At 64.2% G+C, this 16,766-nt stretch carries 23 protein-coding genes; 15 read left to right on the top strand and 8 right to left on the bottom strand.

The window, feature by feature from the left end; all coding sequences use genetic code 11:
* Positions 1–68 precede the first annotated feature (68 nt).
* Entirely contained in the window at positions 69–932 is an 864-nt protein-coding gene (locus ACD578_RS11430; RefSeq protein WP_404293135.1) for an adenylate/guanylate cyclase domain-containing protein, read from the bottom strand.
* 293 nt (positions 933–1,225) lie between these two features.
* On the opposite strand from ACD578_RS11430, the gene ACD578_RS11425 reads away from it, so the two are divergent.
* The 4 genes from ACD578_RS11425 to ACD578_RS11410 all read left to right on the top strand — a co-directional run bounded on the left by ACD578_RS11425 (position 1,226) and on the right by ACD578_RS11410 (position 5,960).
* A complete protein-coding gene (locus ACD578_RS11425) occupies positions 1,226–1,915 on the top strand; it encodes a VOC family protein (RefSeq protein ID WP_404293133.1) in 690 nt (229 codons plus the stop codon).
* A gap of 144 nt (positions 1,916–2,059) precedes the next feature.
* The gene (locus ACD578_RS11420; protein WP_404293132.1) at positions 2,060–3,373 is read left to right on the top strand and encodes an epoxide hydrolase family protein; all 1,314 of its coding nucleotides are present in this window, start codon (positions 2,060–2,062) and stop codon (positions 3,371–3,373) included.
* 152 nt (positions 3,374–3,525) lie between these two features.
* Positions 3,526–4,818, top strand: coding sequence for an epoxide hydrolase family protein (locus tag ACD578_RS11415; RefSeq protein WP_404293130.1), 1,293 nt, complete (start codon positions 3,526–3,528; stop codon positions 4,816–4,818).
* 92 nt (positions 4,819–4,910) lie between these two features.
* Entirely contained in the window at positions 4,911–5,960 is a 1,050-nt protein-coding gene (locus ACD578_RS11410; protein WP_404293128.1) for an alpha/beta fold hydrolase, read from the top strand.
* A 41-nt stretch (positions 5,961–6,001) separates the two neighbouring features.
* Here the strand turns inward: ACD578_RS11410 and ACD578_RS11405 are convergent, their stop codons facing one another.
* Positions 6,002–6,676, bottom strand: a complete 675-nt coding sequence (locus ACD578_RS11405; RefSeq protein ID WP_404293126.1) for a type 1 glutamine amidotransferase domain-containing protein — start codon at positions 6,674–6,676, stop codon at positions 6,002–6,004.
* On the opposite strand from ACD578_RS11405, the gene ACD578_RS11400 reads away from it, so the two are divergent.
* Genes ACD578_RS11400 through ACD578_RS11390 form a run of 3 tightly spaced genes read left to right on the top strand, consistent with a single transcriptional unit; the run spans position 6,675 to position 7,515 of the window.
* Positions 6,675–6,881: a hypothetical protein gene (locus ACD578_RS11400; RefSeq protein WP_404293125.1), complete on the top strand. Its 207-nt coding sequence runs from the start codon at positions 6,675–6,677 to the stop codon at positions 6,879–6,881. The two genes, ACD578_RS11405 and ACD578_RS11400, sit on opposite strands and share 2 nt — an antisense overlap.
* A gap of 53 nt (positions 6,882–6,934) precedes the next feature.
* Positions 6,935–7,171: a BrnA antitoxin family protein gene (locus ACD578_RS11395; RefSeq protein ID WP_404293124.1), complete on the top strand. Its 237-nt coding sequence runs from the start codon at positions 6,935–6,937 to the stop codon at positions 7,169–7,171.
* Complete coding sequence (locus ACD578_RS11390) at positions 7,168–7,515, top strand: MliC family protein (protein WP_404293122.1); 348 nt, start codon at positions 7,168–7,170, stop codon at positions 7,513–7,515. Before ACD578_RS11395 ends, ACD578_RS11390 begins: the two co-directional genes overlap by 4 nt.
* Before the next feature lie 7 nt (positions 7,516–7,522).
* On the opposite strand, the gene ACD578_RS11385 is transcribed toward ACD578_RS11390, so the two are convergent.
* Positions 7,523–8,188, bottom strand: a complete 666-nt coding sequence (locus ACD578_RS11385) for a hemolysin III family protein (protein WP_404293121.1) — start codon at positions 8,186–8,188, stop codon at positions 7,523–7,525.
* Positions 8,189–8,656: 468 nt separating this feature from the next.
* Here ACD578_RS11385 and ACD578_RS11380 point away from each other — a divergent pair, with 468 nt between their 5' ends.
* Positions 8,657–9,088 carry a response regulator gene (locus ACD578_RS11380; RefSeq protein ID WP_404293119.1) on the top strand — a complete coding sequence of 144 codons (432 nt, stop codon included), beginning with the start codon at positions 8,657–8,659 and terminating at the stop codon, positions 9,086–9,088.
* Between the two features lie 63 nt (positions 9,089–9,151).
* Positions 9,152–9,475, top strand: coding sequence for a hypothetical protein (locus tag ACD578_RS11375; protein WP_152712688.1), 324 nt, complete (start codon positions 9,152–9,154; stop codon positions 9,473–9,475).
* Between the two features lie 35 nt (positions 9,476–9,510).
* On the opposite strand, the gene ACD578_RS11370 is transcribed toward ACD578_RS11375, so the two are convergent.
* The gene (locus ACD578_RS11370; RefSeq protein ID WP_404293118.1) at positions 9,511–10,041 is read right to left on the bottom strand and encodes a hypothetical protein; all 531 of its coding nucleotides are present in this window, start codon (positions 10,039–10,041) and stop codon (positions 9,511–9,513) included.
* An 83-nt stretch (positions 10,042–10,124) separates the two neighbouring features.
* Positions 10,125–10,877, bottom strand: coding sequence for an extensin family protein (locus tag ACD578_RS11365; protein WP_404293116.1), 753 nt, complete (start codon positions 10,875–10,877; stop codon positions 10,125–10,127).
* A 217-nt stretch (positions 10,878–11,094) separates the two neighbouring features.
* Between ACD578_RS11365 and ACD578_RS11360 the strand changes: the two genes are divergently transcribed.
* The 6 genes from ACD578_RS11360 (at position 11,095) to ACD578_RS11335 (ending at position 13,895) form a co-directional block, all read left to right on the top strand.
* Positions 11,095–11,292, top strand: coding sequence for a hypothetical protein (locus ACD578_RS11360; protein ID WP_404293114.1), 198 nt, complete (start codon positions 11,095–11,097; stop codon positions 11,290–11,292).
* Positions 11,273–11,671, top strand: a complete 399-nt coding sequence (locus ACD578_RS11355; protein WP_244627154.1) for a response regulator — start codon at positions 11,273–11,275, stop codon at positions 11,669–11,671. Before ACD578_RS11360 ends, ACD578_RS11355 begins: the two co-directional genes overlap by 20 nt.
* A gap of 19 nt (positions 11,672–11,690) precedes the next feature.
* Positions 11,691–12,068, top strand: coding sequence for a response regulator (locus ACD578_RS11350; protein ID WP_404293803.1), 378 nt, complete (start codon positions 11,691–11,693; stop codon positions 12,066–12,068).
* A gap of 256 nt (positions 12,069–12,324) precedes the next feature.
* A complete protein-coding gene (locus tag ACD578_RS11345) occupies positions 12,325–12,591 on the top strand; it encodes a hypothetical protein (protein WP_404293112.1) in 267 nt (88 codons plus the stop codon).
* Positions 12,592–13,115: 524 nt separating this feature from the next.
* Positions 13,116–13,397 (top strand): hypothetical protein, encoded by a 282-nt coding sequence (locus ACD578_RS11340; RefSeq protein WP_404293110.1) that lies wholly within the window; start codon positions 13,116–13,118, stop codon positions 13,395–13,397.
* Positions 13,398–13,430: 33 nt separating this feature from the next.
* Positions 13,431–13,895 (top strand): hypothetical protein, encoded by a 465-nt coding sequence (locus ACD578_RS11335; RefSeq protein WP_404293109.1) that lies wholly within the window; start codon positions 13,431–13,433, stop codon positions 13,893–13,895.
* Between the two features lie 126 nt (positions 13,896–14,021).
* Here ACD578_RS11335 and ACD578_RS11330 read toward each other — a convergent pair whose 3' ends face one another.
* The 3 genes from ACD578_RS11330 to ACD578_RS11320 are packed head-to-tail and all read right to left on the bottom strand — an operon-like array spanning position 14,022 to position 16,758.
* On the bottom strand, positions 14,022–15,338 hold the full coding sequence (locus ACD578_RS11330) for a DUF1214 domain-containing protein (protein ID WP_404293107.1): 1,317 nt from the start codon (positions 15,336–15,338) through the stop codon (positions 14,022–14,024).
* Between the two features lie 50 nt (positions 15,339–15,388).
* Complete coding sequence (locus tag ACD578_RS11325) at positions 15,389–16,381, bottom strand: HAD family hydrolase (protein WP_404293105.1); 993 nt, start codon at positions 16,379–16,381, stop codon at positions 15,389–15,391.
* A complete protein-coding gene (locus tag ACD578_RS11320) occupies positions 16,378–16,758 on the bottom strand; it encodes a DUF1622 domain-containing protein (RefSeq protein ID WP_404293103.1) in 381 nt (126 codons plus the stop codon). Before ACD578_RS11320 ends, ACD578_RS11325 begins: the two co-directional genes overlap by 4 nt.
* Between the last annotated feature and the right edge of the window lie 8 nt (positions 16,759–16,766).

The following is a 16,766-nucleotide window of genomic DNA, read 5'->3' as shown; positions in this document are numbered from 1 at the left end:
TGACGGGCAGCCTGAGATCAAGGTGATGGCGCTCGGAGCAGGCTTTCGCTTGCCGGAGGCGCATCGCATCAGTCGCGGGACCTCCGGCGCTTTTCCGCTCGGTCGGGCACTAGATTGCGCCGCAAGCCCATCCATAAAATCACGACAAACAGAATGGACATGGCCGGCCAGTGGAACCAGATTTCGTGCAGTCCGCTGAAGAGGTTGATCAGGAACAGGAACACGGAAATCACGATGGCTGCCCGGAGCGGGCGCGGCAGGTCCGCCAACCGCCCGGAAAGGCCGCGCACCGACGTCATTGACCCGGCATTGTCACGAGGCGATGGAGCGCCTCCGGCATGAGCGGCTCTTGCCGCGGATTCCACCCCGTCATTGGACTCGGGTCGTCCGAGGGTTGTGCCGCCCAAGGTCACACGATAGCTCGTCACGAGAGCCGTGACGTTCTTGACCTGCTGCTGGCCCAGATAGTCGAACCCGACCGACAGTTTGTTGTAGACCTGATCATAGACCGGGCCGGAGATCAGGATGCCTCCAGGCTCGGACAACTCCTGAAGCCGCGCCGCGATGTTGACGCCATCTCCATAGATGTCCGCGCCATCCACCATCACGTCGCCCAGGTTGATGCCGATGCGAAAGCGCATGCGCTGCGCCTCGAGCAGATGAGGGTCCTGGGAGGAAAGCTCCTGCTGGGTCTCGATGGCGCACTGCACCGCCTCGACGACGCTGGGGAATTCGGCGATGACGGCGTCCCCCCAGGTATTGACGATCCGCCCGTCATGGCGCTCGATCAACGATGCCATGGCAGTTCGATAGCGCTGCAGGGTCGCCAACGTGCCGGGCTCGTCCGCCTCCATCAGGCGGGAATAGCCGTGCACATCGGCGCAAAGAACAGTGGTCAACCGCCGTTTCAGCTTCTCGGTCATGACAGGCATGATAGCGCGGAATCTTCTGAAGCGCATGGGCTGCCGCAATCCGTGCCCGGGCGGAACACCGACACCCCTTTCCCGCCGTGGCAAGTTGGCGTATCCTGTTCACATAGGTAAGGTCCCGTAATGGCCCTGGGCTTAGACGAGCCCCTTTCATCGACACCCCTGTCGACTTCCCTCCTGTACCGCGTGGTTTGCGTAACCCGATAACGTAATCGGTTCGGCTGCAAGCCTCTGCTCGGTCCACGCCCCTGGACGTGTGTCGCCGCTCGCAAGGCTCCCGAACCAAGGAGCGAGACATGAGCATGACTCAAGTGCGCAGCGAAACCGCGATCGAGGCCCCGAGCGCGCGGACGGTCGACATGAAGCTCGAGGTCGTCGTCATCCCGGTTGCGGATGTCGACCGCGCCAAGCGCTTCTACAGCGACCTCGGTTGGAGGCTCGATGCCGACTTCGCCACTGATGACGACTGGCGCGCGATCCAATTCACGCCGCCCGGTTCCGGATGTTCGGTCATCTTCGGCAGGAACGTGACCGCGGCGGCACCTGGCTCCGCGCGAGGATTGTACCTCGTCGTCTCCGACATCGAGGCCGCCCGTGAGGAGCTGCTCCGTCGCGGTGTCGAGATCAGCGAAGTATTCCACGGCGCCGACGATGTGCGCGCCGGCGCGGACGAGCCCTACGTGTTCGGGCGGCTCCGGATCAGCGGCCCGGATCCCGAACACCGTACCTACCGCTCGTGCGCCTCGTTCAACGATCCTGACGGCAACGGCTGGCTGCTGCAGGAGGTCACCGCGCGATTGCCCGGACGCGTGGATGCGGACGGGACGACATTCACCTCGTCGACCGAGCTCGCGGCGGCGCTCCGCCGTGCAGCAACCGCGCACGGCGAGCACGAGAAACTGATCGGCCACCATGATGAGGAATGGCCGGACTGGTACGCCGAGTACATGGTCCGGGAGCAGGCCGGCAAGGAACTGCCGTCATGAGCGGCGGGCCCCAGCGACGGGCGGAGCGGACAGAACCTCGGGAGCCGCGGGCCTCCCGGATGCCCTGACGATCGACAAGCATGCCGATCTCACCGCCCGGCACGCAAGCTCGCTTGGCGACCAGAGAGTTGCCGACCAGGGAGAATGACGATGTCCTTTCTCACGACCTCGGTTGCAGTGCTTCTGGCCACGTCGGCCGCAGCGGCCGCCGTCGGTCTGGTTCCCACGCCGCTCGCCGCGCAGCCCGCTACAGCGCGCACGGCGGTTGAAGACACTGCAATCCGCCCCTTCCGCGTCAACATTCCGGAAGAGGCGCTGGTCGAACTCCGCCGCCGCATCGCGGCGACACGGTGGCCCGATCAGGAGACGGTCGCCGACCAGTCGCAGGGCATCCAGCTCGCGAAGATCAGGCCGCTCGTCGAACATTGGGGCACCGGCTACGACTGGCGGAAGGCCGAAGCCAAGCTGAATGCCCTGCCGCAGTTCATGACCAGGATAGACGGCGTCGACATCCACTTCATTCACGTCCGCTCGCCTCATCCGAACGCTCTGCCGCTGATCATGACCCACGGCTGGCCGGGCTCGGTGTTCGAGCTGCTCAAGACCGTCGGTCCGCTGACCGATCCGCCGGCTCACGGAGGAGGTGCGCAGGACGCCTTCGATCTCGTACTTCCCTCGATGCCGGGCTACGGCTTTTCGGGCAAGCCGACGGACACCGGCTGGGGGCCCGACCGCATTGCGCGGGCCTGGGCGGAGCTGATGAAGCGCCTCGGCTACACGCGCTACGTCGCCCAGGGCGGGGATTGGGGCTCTCCCGTGTCCGGCGCGATGGCGCGCCAGGCGCCGGCCGGACTGCTGGGCATCCACATCAACCTGCCGGCTGTCGTCCCGCCCGAAGTGGCCGCGGCGCTCGCCGCCGGCGCGGGCCCGCCGGCGGACTTGTCCGAGAAGGAGCGCGCGACATTCGACGAGCTCAGCACCGCCGCGAAAATGGGGAACCGCTCTTATGCCTTGATGATGGGCACGCGGCCGCAGACGATCGGCTACGCGGTCGCGGATTCTCCGGCCGGCCTTGCGGCGTGGATGCTCGGGCATCCGGGCTTCGGGACGTGGACCTACAGCAGCAGCGATCCCGAAAAGTCGCCGGACGAGGTGCTGGACGACATCTCGCTGTACTGGCTCACGAACACCGCAGCCTCTGCGGGGCGGCTATACTGGGAGTCCGGCGGACGCAGTCCTGCTTTTTCGGTTCCGGAAAGGACCGCCGAGATCTCGCTCCCGGTGGCCATCACGGTCTTTCCGGGGGAGAGCTATCGCGCCCCGGAGACATGGGCCCGGCGCGCCTATCGCAACCTGATCTACTTCCACGAGGTCGACAGGGGCGGGCACTTCGCGGCCTGGGAGCAGCCGGACCTCTTCACCAAGGAAATCCAGGCGGCGTTCAGGGTGCTGCGCTGATCGCTCCGAAGACTGGAGGCCCCGCAGGGCGAGTTTCTGATCGTCAATCTGCCGGAGGTTTAGAACGGCTCACGAGTTGAACGCGTCCTTGGAAGCCGAGCCGACAACGGTCGACTGACACCCCCATCGACCAACACGCAGGGAGGAACACGATGTCTCTTGTCACCACCTCAGCCATGCTTCTCGCAACCTCGGCAGCCGTGTTCGCCGTCAGCCCGATCCTCACGCCTCTGGCCGCGCAGCCCGCCCTCGCGGGCACGGCGGCCGAGGACACCACAATCCGTCCGTTCCGCGTCGACATTCCCGACGAGGCGCTCGCCGACCTTCGTCGCCGCATCGCCGCAACCAGGTGGCCGAAGCGGGAAACCGTCACGGATGCATCGCAAGGCGTGCAGTTCGCGACGATGCAGAAACTCGCGCGCTATTGGGCGACAGATTACGACTGGCGCAAGGTCGAGGCGAGGCTGAACGCGCTGCCGCAGTTCACGACCAACATCGATGGATTGGACATTCATTTCATCCACGTCCGTTCGCCTCACCCCGATGCGTTGCCGGTGATCATCACGCACGGATGGCCCGGATCGATCATCGAACAGCTGAAGGTCATCGATCCGCTGACCAACCCTACGGCCCATGGCGGAAGTGCGTCGGATGCTTTCGACCTGGTGATCCCGTCGCTGCCGGGCCACGGGTTCTCAGGACAGCCCACGGCTCCCGGTTGGGATCCGCAGCACATAGCCCGCGCCTGGGTGGCGCTGATGAAGCGCCTTGGATACACGCGTTTCGTTGCGCAGGGCGGCGATTGGGGCGATGCGGTGTCGGAGCAGATGGCCGTGCAGGCGCCTCCGGAACTGATCGCCATTCACACCAACATGCCGGCCACCGTACCCGATGAGATTGCCAAGGCCCTCCAATTCGGCGATCCGGCTCCGTCGGGGCTCTCGGCCGACGAGCGGCATGCCTACGATCAGCTCGACTTCTTCTACAAGCACGGCCTGGCCTATGCCCAGGAGATGAGCAACCGCCCCCAGACGCTGTACGGGATCGAGGATTCACCCATCGGTCTTGCCGCCTGGATGCTCGATCACGACATCCGCAGCTACGAGCTCATTGCACGGGTCTTCGACGGTCAGCCTGAGGGCCTCACGCGCGACGATATTCTCGACAACATCACACTCTACTGGCTGACGAACACCGCAGTCTCCTCGGCGCGTCTCTATTGGGAGAACAAGCTCGCATTCTTCGCCCCGAAGAACATCACCATCCCGGTTGCCGTAAGCGTCTTTCCCGACGAGATCTATGCGGCCCCACGGAGCTGGGCCGAGAAAGCATTTCCCAGGCTGGTCCACTACAACCGGCTCGAGAAAGGCGGACACTTCGCGGCATGGGAGCAGCCCGAGACCTTCGTTCGGGAACTCAGGGGTGCGTTCAAATCATTGCGCTGACGGAGAGGCGATGGAGCGCAATTATGTGATGCGCCCCATCGTCGCCTGCCACGCGCAGCATCAGCGGCCTGGAGCTATCTGGAGACTGGACAATGTCCGAACGATACGATGATGATCGCCGCCGCCTGCTGCGCACGGCGGCTTTGACCGTTGCTGCGGCCGGGCTCGGTGTGGCGGGGCCAGCGAAGGCACAATCCAGCGGAGAAAGATCGCTCGATGCGTCCGGAAGCAGGCCGGGGACGAACACGTCGTTCGGCCCACTGAAGCAGATCGACGGGGGCGTCCTGAACGTCGGATATGCCGAAGCGGGTCCCGCCGACGGTCCCGTGGTCATTCTGCTGCATGGCTGGCCCTACGATATTCACAGCTATGTCGATGTGACGCCTCTGCTGGCCTCGGAGGGCTACCGGGTAATCGTGCCTTATCTGCGCGGCTATGGGCCGACCCGGTTCCTGTCCGCTGAAACGTTCCGGAACGGCCAGCCGTCGGCGCTCGCCGTCGATGTCATCGCATTGATGGATGCCCTCCGGATCGAGACGGCGACGCTCGCCGGTTTCGATTGGGGAGCGCGGACGGCCAACATTGTCGCGGCGCTCTGGCCGGAGCGGTGCAAGGCCATGGTATCCGTGAGCGGTTATCTGATCGGCAGCCAGCAAGCCGGCAGGATGCCGTTGCCGCCCAAGGCCGAACTCGAATGGTGGTACCAGTTCTACTTTGCCACGGATCGCGGCGAGGCCGGCTACGATCGGTACCGGCACGATTTCGGCAAGCTCATCTGGCAGCTCGCTTCGCCGAAATGGGAGTTCGACGATGCCACGTTCGACCGCACTGCGGCGTCCTTCGACAATCCGGATCACGTCCCCATCGTCATCCATAACTACCGATGGCGGCTCAGCCTCGCCGCCGGCGATCCAAGGCATGACGAACTCGAAAAGCGGCTCGCCGAGTTCCCGGTCATCACCGTGCCGACCATAACCCTGGAGGGCGATGCCAATGGTGCCCCACACCCGGACGCCAGTTCCTATGCCAAAAAGTTTTCCGGTCGGTACGCGCACCGGGTCATCACGGGTGGGGTAGGGCACAATCTGCCCCAGGAGGCGCCGCAAGCCTTCGCGGAGGCGGTGGTCGACGTGGGGCGCTAGCGCATCGTGCGAAAAGTGGACCCGGTTTTCCGCGCGAAGCGCTAGCCGAGGAGCTTCAGGAGTTCTCGAGCCGCTGCGGTCGACGAGGCAGGATTCTGGCCGGTGATCAAGCGTCCATCGACGATGGCAAAGCTCTCCCAGTCCGCCGCTTTCTCATAGCGTCCTCCGAGCCGCTTCAGTTCGTCCTCGACGAGGAACGGCACGACGTTGGTGAGCTCGACGGCTTCCTCCTCGGAATTGGCGAACCCCGTGACACGCTTGCCCTTGACGATCGGCTCGCCCTGGTAGGTCGCGCGGTGCAGGACGGCCGGCCCATGGCACACGGCAGCGACCGGCTTGTTGGCGTTGTAGACCGCCTCGATCAGGGCGATCGACGTCGGATCGTCAGCGAGATCCCACATCGGGCCGTGTCCGCCCGGATAGAACAGGGTGTCGTAGTCGTCCGCTCTGACGTCACTGAGCTTGCGGGTGTTCGCCAGAACCTCCTGCGCGGCGGGATCCGTCTTGAACCGTGCCATCGCGTCGGTCTGATTGCCGGGCTCGTCGCTCTTGGGATCGATCGGCGGCTGGCCTCCCTTGGGCGACGCGACTGTGATCTCGGCGCCGGCATCCTTGAAGACATAGTAGGGCGCGGCGAATTCCTCGAGCCAGAAGCCGGTCGGCCTGCCCGTATCGCCGAGCCGGTCATGCGAGGTCAGTACCATCAGAATTTTCATGGGTGTATTCCTTGGTTGGCTCGCGGAAGTGTCAAAGTCGGTCATCAACGGTTACGGGCAGACGAATAACCGCCATCTATGGCGGGGTGATGTCGCGGTGGAGCGGCGGGCGCGGTTCGAGGCCATGCCTCAACCTTGCCGGATCGCAGCGCGCGTCGACGATCTGTCGGAGACCAACGCACCGGCATGCAGGACCCTCGGGTGACGCGTACGTTTTTATCAAGTAGCTTGAGACGCAGTGGTCAAGTGGGAGGAAACATGTCGAGATCACCTGGAGGACGGCGCCCGAGCGATCCCTTCAAAGCTGCCGAGGCTGCCTTCAAGAAGGCGACGACCAAGCCGATCGAGGAGCCGCCCAAGGCTTCGTCCATCCCGGGCGTGAAGGAGGCCGTCACCCTGCGAATAGACCAGGACGTGCTCGAGTACTTTCAGCAGGATGGTCCGGGCTGGCAGGACCGCATCAATGCGGCCTTGCGGAAGGCGGCTGGCAAGTGAGGAGGCACCAAGCTCTTCGTACGTGGCCCGTCCTGGGCAGGACCATACTGGCCGCGCTCCTGCCGATATGCGCCATCGCAGGAGCGGCAGCCCAGGATCTGAAACCTGTTCACTACACTTGTGTGGATGGCACAAAGCTTCAGGCCACGTTCTCTCCCCCAGGCGCATCAATGGGATCGGTAAAGCTTGTCTATGCCGGGTCCTCGAACCAGACGACGCTTCCACAGGCCCTTTCTGCCGATGGAGGTCGATATACGCAGGGCGATGTCGAGTTCTGGATCAAAGGAAGAAGTGCAACCCTGACTCGAGCGGGACGATCGACGACCTGCGCGGCCGACGTCTAGCTCCTCATCATGTGGCGCGCCAGGCCCGTGCAAGCACCAGGCAGTCGAGCACGGCACCATAGTGGCAGCCGGCCGCGACGAGGACGAAGGTGTGCCAGATCGCATTCTGGAAGCGCAGGCTCTCCCAAAGGTGGAACACCACGCCGGCCGTGTAGAGGATGCCGCCGACGGCAAGAAGCCAGAGGGTGGAGGCGGGAAGCATGCCGAACACGGATTCGTACGCCATAACGCCGCTCCAACCCAGGAGCAGGTAGAGCAGGATTGAGAGGCGGTCGAAGCGGCCCGGGAAGGTGAGTTTGAGTGCGATGCCTACCGCAGAAGTAAGCCACACGCCGACCAGCAGCGCCAGGGATTCGGCGTTTGCCTTCATTTGTGTGATGAACGGCGTGTAGGTGCCTGCGATCAGGAGATAAATGGCCGAATGGTCAAACCGGCGCAGCGTCCATTTGATCGGCGAGACCGGCCAAAGGTTGTAGAGCGCCGAGACGGTGAGAACCGTCAGAAGACCGATGCCGTAGACCAGAAGGGATGTGAACTCCCAGGCCCCGACGGCTGGAGCGGCCATGATGAGCAGGGCGATGACGGAGGCGGTTCCGAATGTCACGCCTACAGCATGCACAATGCCATCGGCGATGATCTCCTTCATGTCATAGTCCCATTTCAAGGTCGTCACCTCTGAGGAAGGGTTGCGTGCAGGATACACCCGCAAACCATGCGGTGTGAATTCGTCCAGGTCTGCCGGATGAGCGGACCCTAACCAATGTAGTGCTGGCACGCTCGGGAGCCAGGACCTGCGACAGCCTTGCCTGCGACAGCCTTGACGCTCTACCGCCTTTCATTGGCAGTCCATCGGCATTTGCGCGATGAGCAGACCTTTTCAAGACAGCGCGTGACGGCTGCTTCCGATGCCGAGCAGATATTCCAGGTCACGAGTTGCATCTTTCGTCTGAACGTCTCGGGACGAGGCAGAGTTGGCTTGTTCCGAGGTCTTGGTGGGACTCATCGACGGATCCAAGCCCACATGACGAGTGGTGGTTGTTAACGGACCGCTCACCATGCCGAGCGGAAGGCGTCTTCCGTTGTGAACGCCTCGTGCCGGCTCGGGGTTAGACAACCGAACTCCCGACGGAAGAGGCCCCGCATGATCCTGATCCCAACTCTCTGGAATCGAGCCGCCCAGACCGCGTGTGTAACCCCAGAGGCAAGTCCCACCCACGTTCTCGTGGTCGAGGACGATCTGATGGTTGGTGCGGCGGCAGCCGAGGCCCTGGAAGAGGCCGGGTTTGCGGTTTTGACCGCAGCCAGTGCCGAAGAGGCCGAGATCATCCTCGGTCAGGAGACGGTCGATGTCCTGTTCACGGATATCGATCTGGGTGGACGCGATGGCTGTGACCTCGCCCATCGAGCGCTCAGAGTACAGCCTGATCTTTCGCTCATCCTTGCCTCGGGTCGCTCTCGACGGTGTCACGAGAATCGCATTCCAGCGGGAGCGGCCTTTCTCGCCAAGCCCTACCGCCTGCCGCAGATGATCCGTGAAGTGCATCGTGCCGCGCAGGGACGATCATTTCCATAGTCGTCAGTCTCGGATCCGCTGCGACAGGGTCCGGTTACACTTTAATCCGAAAGGGAAATATCCATGCGCTTTGTTCTCGCCGTTCTTGCCAGCACGATCCTCCCGGCCGCATCGGCTCTCGCCCAGGCGCCTGCCGAGGTCGAGGCGTGCCGCCTGTCGGGACTGGCTGCCCTCAAGGAGCGATCGCCCTCTCTCGAACACCTGACCTTCGACATGGAATCGCTTGCCATCTCGAAGGCAGCCACCCGGGTCGAGGATACGCCGATCCGGATGGTGGTCATGGGAGACGCTTACCTTCAGCGCGAGAAGAGCGACAAGCCGAACCGGTTCGTGTGCCTCATCAGCGACAAGGGCAAGGTCGTTCTCACCTTCTTCACCGAGCAGTAGGGACGAACGGATGCCGCCGGGACGTGTTGTCCCGGCTACCGGCGCGCCAGGACGATCTCGGAGGTCTGCTGCGTAGGCCCGCCGGGCGTGAGATTATCCGCAATCGTAATGCGCAGCGTGCCGCGGCCCTCGTTCCGGATCACCATGGCGGCCTGCGTGTCGCCGTTGACCGGGCGCGGCCACTCGATCCTGAGGTTCACGGCATCGCCGCTGCGCGTGCCGCTGAGGCGGGCCGGGCCGATCCGCGCGCCGGTGTAGGTGCCGCGATAGGTGCCGGAGCGGGGATCGAAGGCGAGCTCGACCCCGATCGAGCGAGTGAAGATGAGGGCGGCGCGGCAGGTGCCCTGGGCGCTGATCCGGTTCTCGGCAGGGCTTCCCGTGACGGAGCAGGTCACCTGCCGCGGCTGGGAAGCGCCCTCACGCTGGACCTTGCCGGAGCCGGACCAATTGCCCCGGAAGCGATCCAGAAAATCGGTCTCGGCGGCCGACACGGCCCCGCAGGTAAGTGCGGTGACGATGTACGACAGGATGGCGGCTGCGATCAGGCGGGGCGCGACGATGCTCATGCAAGCGGTTCCTGTGACGCGGCATCAACGCGGGCTACCTTTGGCGGTTCCTCGGGGCACGGGCCGCGCAGGAAGTCCGGACCTTACTGGCAGATCCGGTATCGGTCGCTCGAGCCGTGCTGCAGGATATCCACATGAAGATGGTCGTGGTGGGCCTCGTCCGATCCGGGACCCAGGATCGTCGTGAACCAGCCGCAGGCGGCGGTGCGCAGGCTCGCGAGAGCCTGGTCGGGCGCCGCGCCGGGATCGGGCTTGACCCGCAGAAGCGAACCGTTCGCGAACTCGAATGCCGCGATGTCGATCGCCAGGCCCTCGGCATGGGCCGACAGCTTGCCTGTCGCGGCCCCGTTCCGGTTGCGGCACTCGAACCCCGGGCCGGTCTGTACGCTTTTGAGTTCGGTGTTCAGGCTGCCGGCTATCACCGGAGCGACCAAGTCCCCGATCCAGTGACCGAACTGCCCGGCAAAACGACAGGCGAGCACGGGCTGGGCAGCCAGGCGGACCGTGGTTCCCGGCCGCGATGGCACCGGAACCGCCTTCAGCCGAACCGGTGCGTCGATCCGGCAGCTTTCATTCGAGGAGGACGGTTGCTCCGCCGTCTCAATGTCGAAGCCCGCTGCTTTGAGTTCGGTCAGGCACGTGCCGGTTTCCGCCTGAGAGGGTGCCGCAGCCTCGCTCGGAGGGGCCGGGGGCCTCTCGGGTTGGGGGGCAGGCGTCTGCGCGGGAGAGGGAGCATCGCTGGGCCGAGGCGGGGGCAGGGGTGGCGCCGGCTGCGCCGCAACGACGCTGCCCCACACTATGAAAATAGCGGCCAATCCCTGCCGGGTATGCACCATGACCCTCGCCTTGCTCCGAGAAGGTAACGCAATGGTCACGCTTATGGTTCGCTTTTTTGCCGCTGATGCCGGAGTTCGGCAAAAGGCCTGAAAAGCGCTGTTTCTGCCGCCACGCTGAAACCACCCCGTGAGTTCGCGGTTGCCCTGTTTAACGTATGTTAGCCTGAACGTCCGTGTTGCCGCGGCAGGCTGACGGGAACAGCCCAGGAGAAAGCCGATGCCCCACGACGCCCCAGGCGACGTGCGCCTGCCCCATGTTGCCGACGTCTGCCCGGACGTCGCCACCTTCATGATCGCCCGTGCCTTTGCCGAGGTGTATCGCGATGTGCTTGCAGAGCCGGTTCCCGAACCGCTTGCGGCCATCCTGCGACGAATGGACAGCCGGGAGGCTCGGCATGACCACGATGCAGCCTGAGCCGCACATCGCCTTGATCGTCGAGGACGATCCCGATGTCCGGGAACTCGCAGCAGCCCTGCTGGAGGAAACCGCGCTCGATGTGGTGGAGGTTGAGAGCGCCGAGGCGGCGCTGGACTGTCTCCAGGAGCGCGGAGGGGAGGTCGCGATGATCTTCGCCGATATCCGTCTGGCCGGCATGATGGACGGCGTGCAGCTCGCCAGGGCGGCCTGCACCCTCTGGCCGACGATCCGGATCGTGCTGACCTCCGGTGCCGCAAGAGATCGGCTGGACGAGTTGCCGGATTGCGTCACCTTCATGCCGAAGCCCTGGCGTGGCCTCGACGTGCTGGTCGAGGCGGACAAGGCCATGCGCGAACCGCAGCCGCCGGTGACCTAAGTGAGGCCCGGTCAATCCAATCACTCCACCTGTGGTCCTCGTGGTCGAGGACGAGCCGTTGGTGCGCATGACCGCCGTCGATGAGCTGGACGAGGCCGGCTTCCCGGTTCTGGAGGCCAAGAACGCCGACGAAGCGCTGGCGGTGCTTGAAGCGCATTCCGACGAAGTGCAGGTGCTGTTCACGGACGTGGATATGCCGGGATCGATGAACGGCATGGCCTTGGCCGAGCAGGTCTATCGGCGCTGGCCCCATGTGCTGCTGCTGATATCCTCCGGCCATGCCCGACTACGTCCGGACGAGATCCCCGATCACGGCCACTTCCTGCCCAAGCCGTACCGCGCTGCGACTCTCGTGCGGCATATCACGGAGATGATGCAGATTCTGCGGGGATCGTAATTCAAAAAACAAAACGGGGCTTTGTGTCGACAGGGGTTCATCGGCAGCCCCTGGCCATTCGAACAGGCATGCCGTGCCAACGCAGGCTTCGAGTGTGCATTCTGCCAATGAGCACTGCCACGCGGTTGGGGAGCTATTCCCAATGACACGCTAAACTCGAACCAGCGGCGTGCCAAGAACGTTGACAGCATACTTGACAGCTGTTCGTTACCTGGAGAGGAACAAGCGGCGCTTACCCTTAACGAGGAGTGGACACATGCCGACACGACCAGGGCAAGATGACGAGCAGACCGAGAAGGTTCAGGGTAGCACCCCCCAGCTCGACCGCCTTGAGAAGCTTGCGAACGCGGCGGCAGCGACCGCCCAGGCCAAGCAGTGGCGGGCACGCCAGAACGGCCTCCGGGACCAGGACGAGCCCTCGGAAGTGCGCAACCTTAATCATGATGCAGAAGCCAGGGCTCAAGCGGAAGCCGCGATGCAGCAGATGATGGCGAAACCGAAAGGAAAGGGGCGCGGTCGATGACAACCGCGAGGGCCCGATAGTCGGTTCGCATCAGCCACTCGAGCATCGGCCCCAAAAGTGGAATGCACTTTTGGGGCCGATGTACGCGTTGGGTCCGTAGTCGTGCTGGATCGCCGCCGGCTGCCGGACCATCCGAAGCTCCTCGCACCCACCGTAGACTTCGTGCGCCTGCCCAGGGCTGCCGGCTGGTGGCACTGTGATGCCGTCATCCGTACGCTTGAGACCACGATGCGTACGGCCGGGTCGACAGCAACAAGGAAGCGGCCCAGATCCCGGTCTCAACCTGAAGACGGTGGCAAGCCACCGCTCCGCGGCCATGCGCAAGGTCAACGCCAATCGAAGGCGACCCTGGCGCGGTAGGCGGTCCGGAACAGGCCCATCGAGCCCTGATGATGGATTTCGTTCAGGAAGTCCCGGGTCCGATCTCAGGGTTCTCTCCTGTTTAACCGAGGGTTTATTCCTCCGCCGATGGGATTGCTTCTTCACGAAGGCCGAAAGATGCTCGACACGAGAGGGTGAGCATCATGACGAACCACGGTGACGGGCTTCAGCACGGGCGGGTCTGCGGGGGCGTCGACATGCAATTCTCACGCGACCGACGGGAGGCCCCGATGCCGAAGGAGCCACGGAAGACGCTCGAGGATGAGGAACGCGAGGCCCTCGACCGCGAGCTGGACGAGGAACTCGACGACACCTTCCCGGCCAGCGATCCGCCGAAGGTCACGCGAGTTCCACGCCGCAGCCGGATCATCGACGACGAGGACGGCCCTGGCGATGGCCCAGGGGAGCGAACGGGCAACGGTTAGGACTGGAACCACCGGATGATCGAGGAAGCCCTGATGGCACGTGGTGAATACGAACCCGCTCCCGTGACGACGGTGAGCCGGAGATGGCGCGCCGCGTCCGTTGGGATGGCTGCTCTGTTCCTGCAGGCCCTGTCCGGAGGTTTCGCCACGGGGCCGGCCCATGCGACGGAGGGCGGCGCCGGTCTCTACGTTCCCGGGCTGCGTGGGCCCCTGGCCGGGGTCGTGCCGCCGCCCGGCTTCTACTTCAACAACGATGCCTACTACTATTACGGCGAGTTGCCGGGTGCCCGGCGCCTCCAGATCGGCGGCGCCGTGGTCAGCAACGTCAAGCAGCGGGCTTATGTCGACTTCGTCACCCCGATCTGGGTCACGCCGCTGGAGATCCTCGGCGGCAACCTCGCGTTCTCGGTCAGCCTTCCCTTCGGCGCTCCCTATGTCAGCGCCGGCGCGGACCAGGTGCCATTCAGGATCTCGGCGCGGGGACGCTGTCCGCCGTGACGGGAACTGGGTCGTCGAGCGGCGTTCGATGAGGCTGCGCCTGTGCGAGCGCGGCAGGGCCGACGACCGCAAGGCAGGCTGCGATCATCAGAATTCTTCGCATCGTCTTCCATCCTCCCGCGTTGCCTATTTCATCATCGTCACGGGCGCGGGCTGCCATCCACCCCGCTTCACGATGTCCTTCGGCACATAGGTCCTGAATGTCAGGGAGAACGGCAAGCCGTCAGGGGCCGGCAACCAGTTGGAATCCGGCACGCCCGCGACAGGTTTTGATCCGATCCCGATCTTGAGCGAACCGTCCGCCTCGCGTTGCATCGGCGAGTGGTTGTTGAAGTTGAAGCGGTTGAGCGGGTTGGGCACGACACGATAGTCGGGTACGCCGACCAGGATCACTGACCAGTAGGCATCGACGGCCGACTGGGGCAGCCTGTCGGCTGGGAAGTGCATGATGTAGCTGCTGCTGCCGTTGAGCGGCTTCTCGTCGGCATCGCGGGTCGCCACGAAATAGATCACCTCGTCGGTCGTGTTGGCCCAGATGCCGGCGAAGTTGACGACCGAGCGGAGTCGGTAGTCCTTGCCGTAGTTGCCCGTCGTGCCGCCACCGATCCAGTGATTGCGATACGGCGCGCTCCTTGTGAAGGCATATTCCTGGAACTCGGGGACGACCTTGCGCAGTTGTGCGTCCACGGTCGCACGGGCCTCATCGCTTGACGCCACGAAGGCCGCGACGGCGCGGACCTTCTGCTGCATCTCGGCAGCGTTAGGCGCAACGTCGAGCGCGCTCGCCAGCGTCAGGTCCACGTCATCGAAGATCTCGACGCCGATCAGGTCCTTGTTCCCGAATGCCGGCATGGCTGGCGGCGGTGCAATGACGGGTGTTCCGAGCGGAGACGCCTTGAACGCGCGTTGCAGCTTCAAGGCACCCTCTGGGTCTCCCTTCAATTCGACGCGGGCCAGCATCTTGGCCTTGCTGGAATGCAGCTCGATCCGCGAGACGTCGTTTGGCAGCACGCCGCTCCAGCCGGGCTTGACCAGGGCGAACTTGCCGAAGGGTTTGGAGCGAAAGGTCCGCTCGTTGATGTTGACGATGACCTCTCCCCACTCGTCGAGGATCTGGGCCGTGTAGTAGCGGTCCTGAATGTCCGGCACCTCCAGGATCACGGGCGTGCGGTCGTCCACCGCGAACCACGCTTCCAGGTAGGCAACGTCGAAGTTCGGGTTGACGAAGTCGGCCGATCCGAGCGGATTGTACTTGATGGCGTTGTAGGCGAAGCCCGGCGCCTTCCGATCCATGTGTTCCTGCCGGATCACCAGGGCACGGCCGAGCAGATAGATATAAGCATCGCCAATATCCTGCTCCTGAGGGCGCGGCAGGAGTCCTTGCGCGAATACCGACGTCGCTGCGCAGATCAACGCGAGTGCTGCAAATGCTGTTCTGTTCATGGCTTACCTTCCCGTCCTTCACTGTTCGGGGTGTCGATGCTCCGTGATCGTCATGGGAAGACGGCGCGCCAGTCGCGCTTCATGTCGACGACCGTCCAGCCGCGCGCGGTCGCCTCGTCGAGCGCCTTGTCGAGCCTGCCGATATGGGACTGGCGGTCGTAAGCCCATTCGCGCTCGGCGTCGGTGTGGTGCACGATGCCCATCAAGCGCGGGCCGTCGCCCGCCGCCGTCCATTGCAGCATCTGCTGGTCACCGTCGGAATTGCCGAAGGCGAGGACCGGACGACGCCCGATGAAGCGATTGATGCCGACGGGCTTGCCCGGACCGTCGTCGATGAACTCGACCTCCGGTTCCTTCAGCAGCACGGGCTTGCCGTCGGATCCCATCTCGAACTTCGTCACGCCGGACGAACCGACCACCTGCTCGGGCGGGATGCCATAGATGCGTTCCGCGAAGACGCGCATGAACTCGACACCGCCGCCGGACACGATAAAGGTCTTGAAGCCGTTGGCCCGCAGATACCTGAGAAGCTCGATCTGGGGCTGGTAGACGAGGTCGGTGTAAGGTCGATCCTTCGTCGGGTGGCGTGCCGTCGCGAGCCAGTCCGCCACGGCCTTGTTGAACTCCTCAGTGGTGATCCCGCTGTGCGAGACGGCCATGATCTCCAGCAGGTCCTTCTCGCCCGCGGTTAACAGGGCCCTCAAGTCCCCAGCGATGACGGATCGGAAGGGTTCCTTGTCCTTCCATTTGGGGAACTGCGGCGCGAGGCGCTTGACCTCATCGAGGGCAAACGCGACCTGGAAGTAGATCGGCTGCTCGGCCCACAGCGTTCCGTCGTTGTCGAACGTGGCGATGCGCTCAGGCAGCGGCACGAAGTCGGGTCCGCCTTCCCGTGTCACCCGCCCGACGAAATCGAGGATCGCCTGCTTGGGCGCGCCATCGTTCCAGGACGGCAGTGGGTCCGGTTGCGCCAGGGCATAGGAGGGCAACCCAAGGGCCAGCAGGCCGGCTCCCAGCAGCGAGATCAGTTGGCGGCGGTTCATTCCTGCACTCCCTTAGGCTCCTCAAGCCTCCGTCGCTCCGTCTGGCGCTCGCGGATGTCCGCCAGATCGCGCTCCAGGAAGTAGTTGAGGAAGGTCCTGATCACCGCGATGGCGGCGATCCGTCCGACCGCCTCCCAGTCCGTGGTGACCGATGTCTCGATGATGTCCGCCGCGAGCTGGAAGGTCAGCCCGGCAACCAATGTCCGGCCGTAGCGGAGCCAGACCTCGCGCTTCTCGGCATCGCTTGCCGTCCCGGTGATCATTAAGCGTAGACCGGAAACGAAGGCCTCGACAGTGCCGAAGACGATGACGACCAGCGCCATGGCATCGATGACCAGGATGGCCGTCTCGGTGGCGAAGATCAGCCATTCCCTCATCGCCGCAC

Origin of the sequence: Microvirga sp. RSM25 (assembly GCF_044784385.1) — a bacterium.
GTDB lineage: Bacteria > Pseudomonadota > Alphaproteobacteria > Rhizobiales > Beijerinckiaceae > Microvirga > Microvirga tunisiensis.
This window is presented reverse-complemented; position numbering and strand designations above follow the sequence as displayed.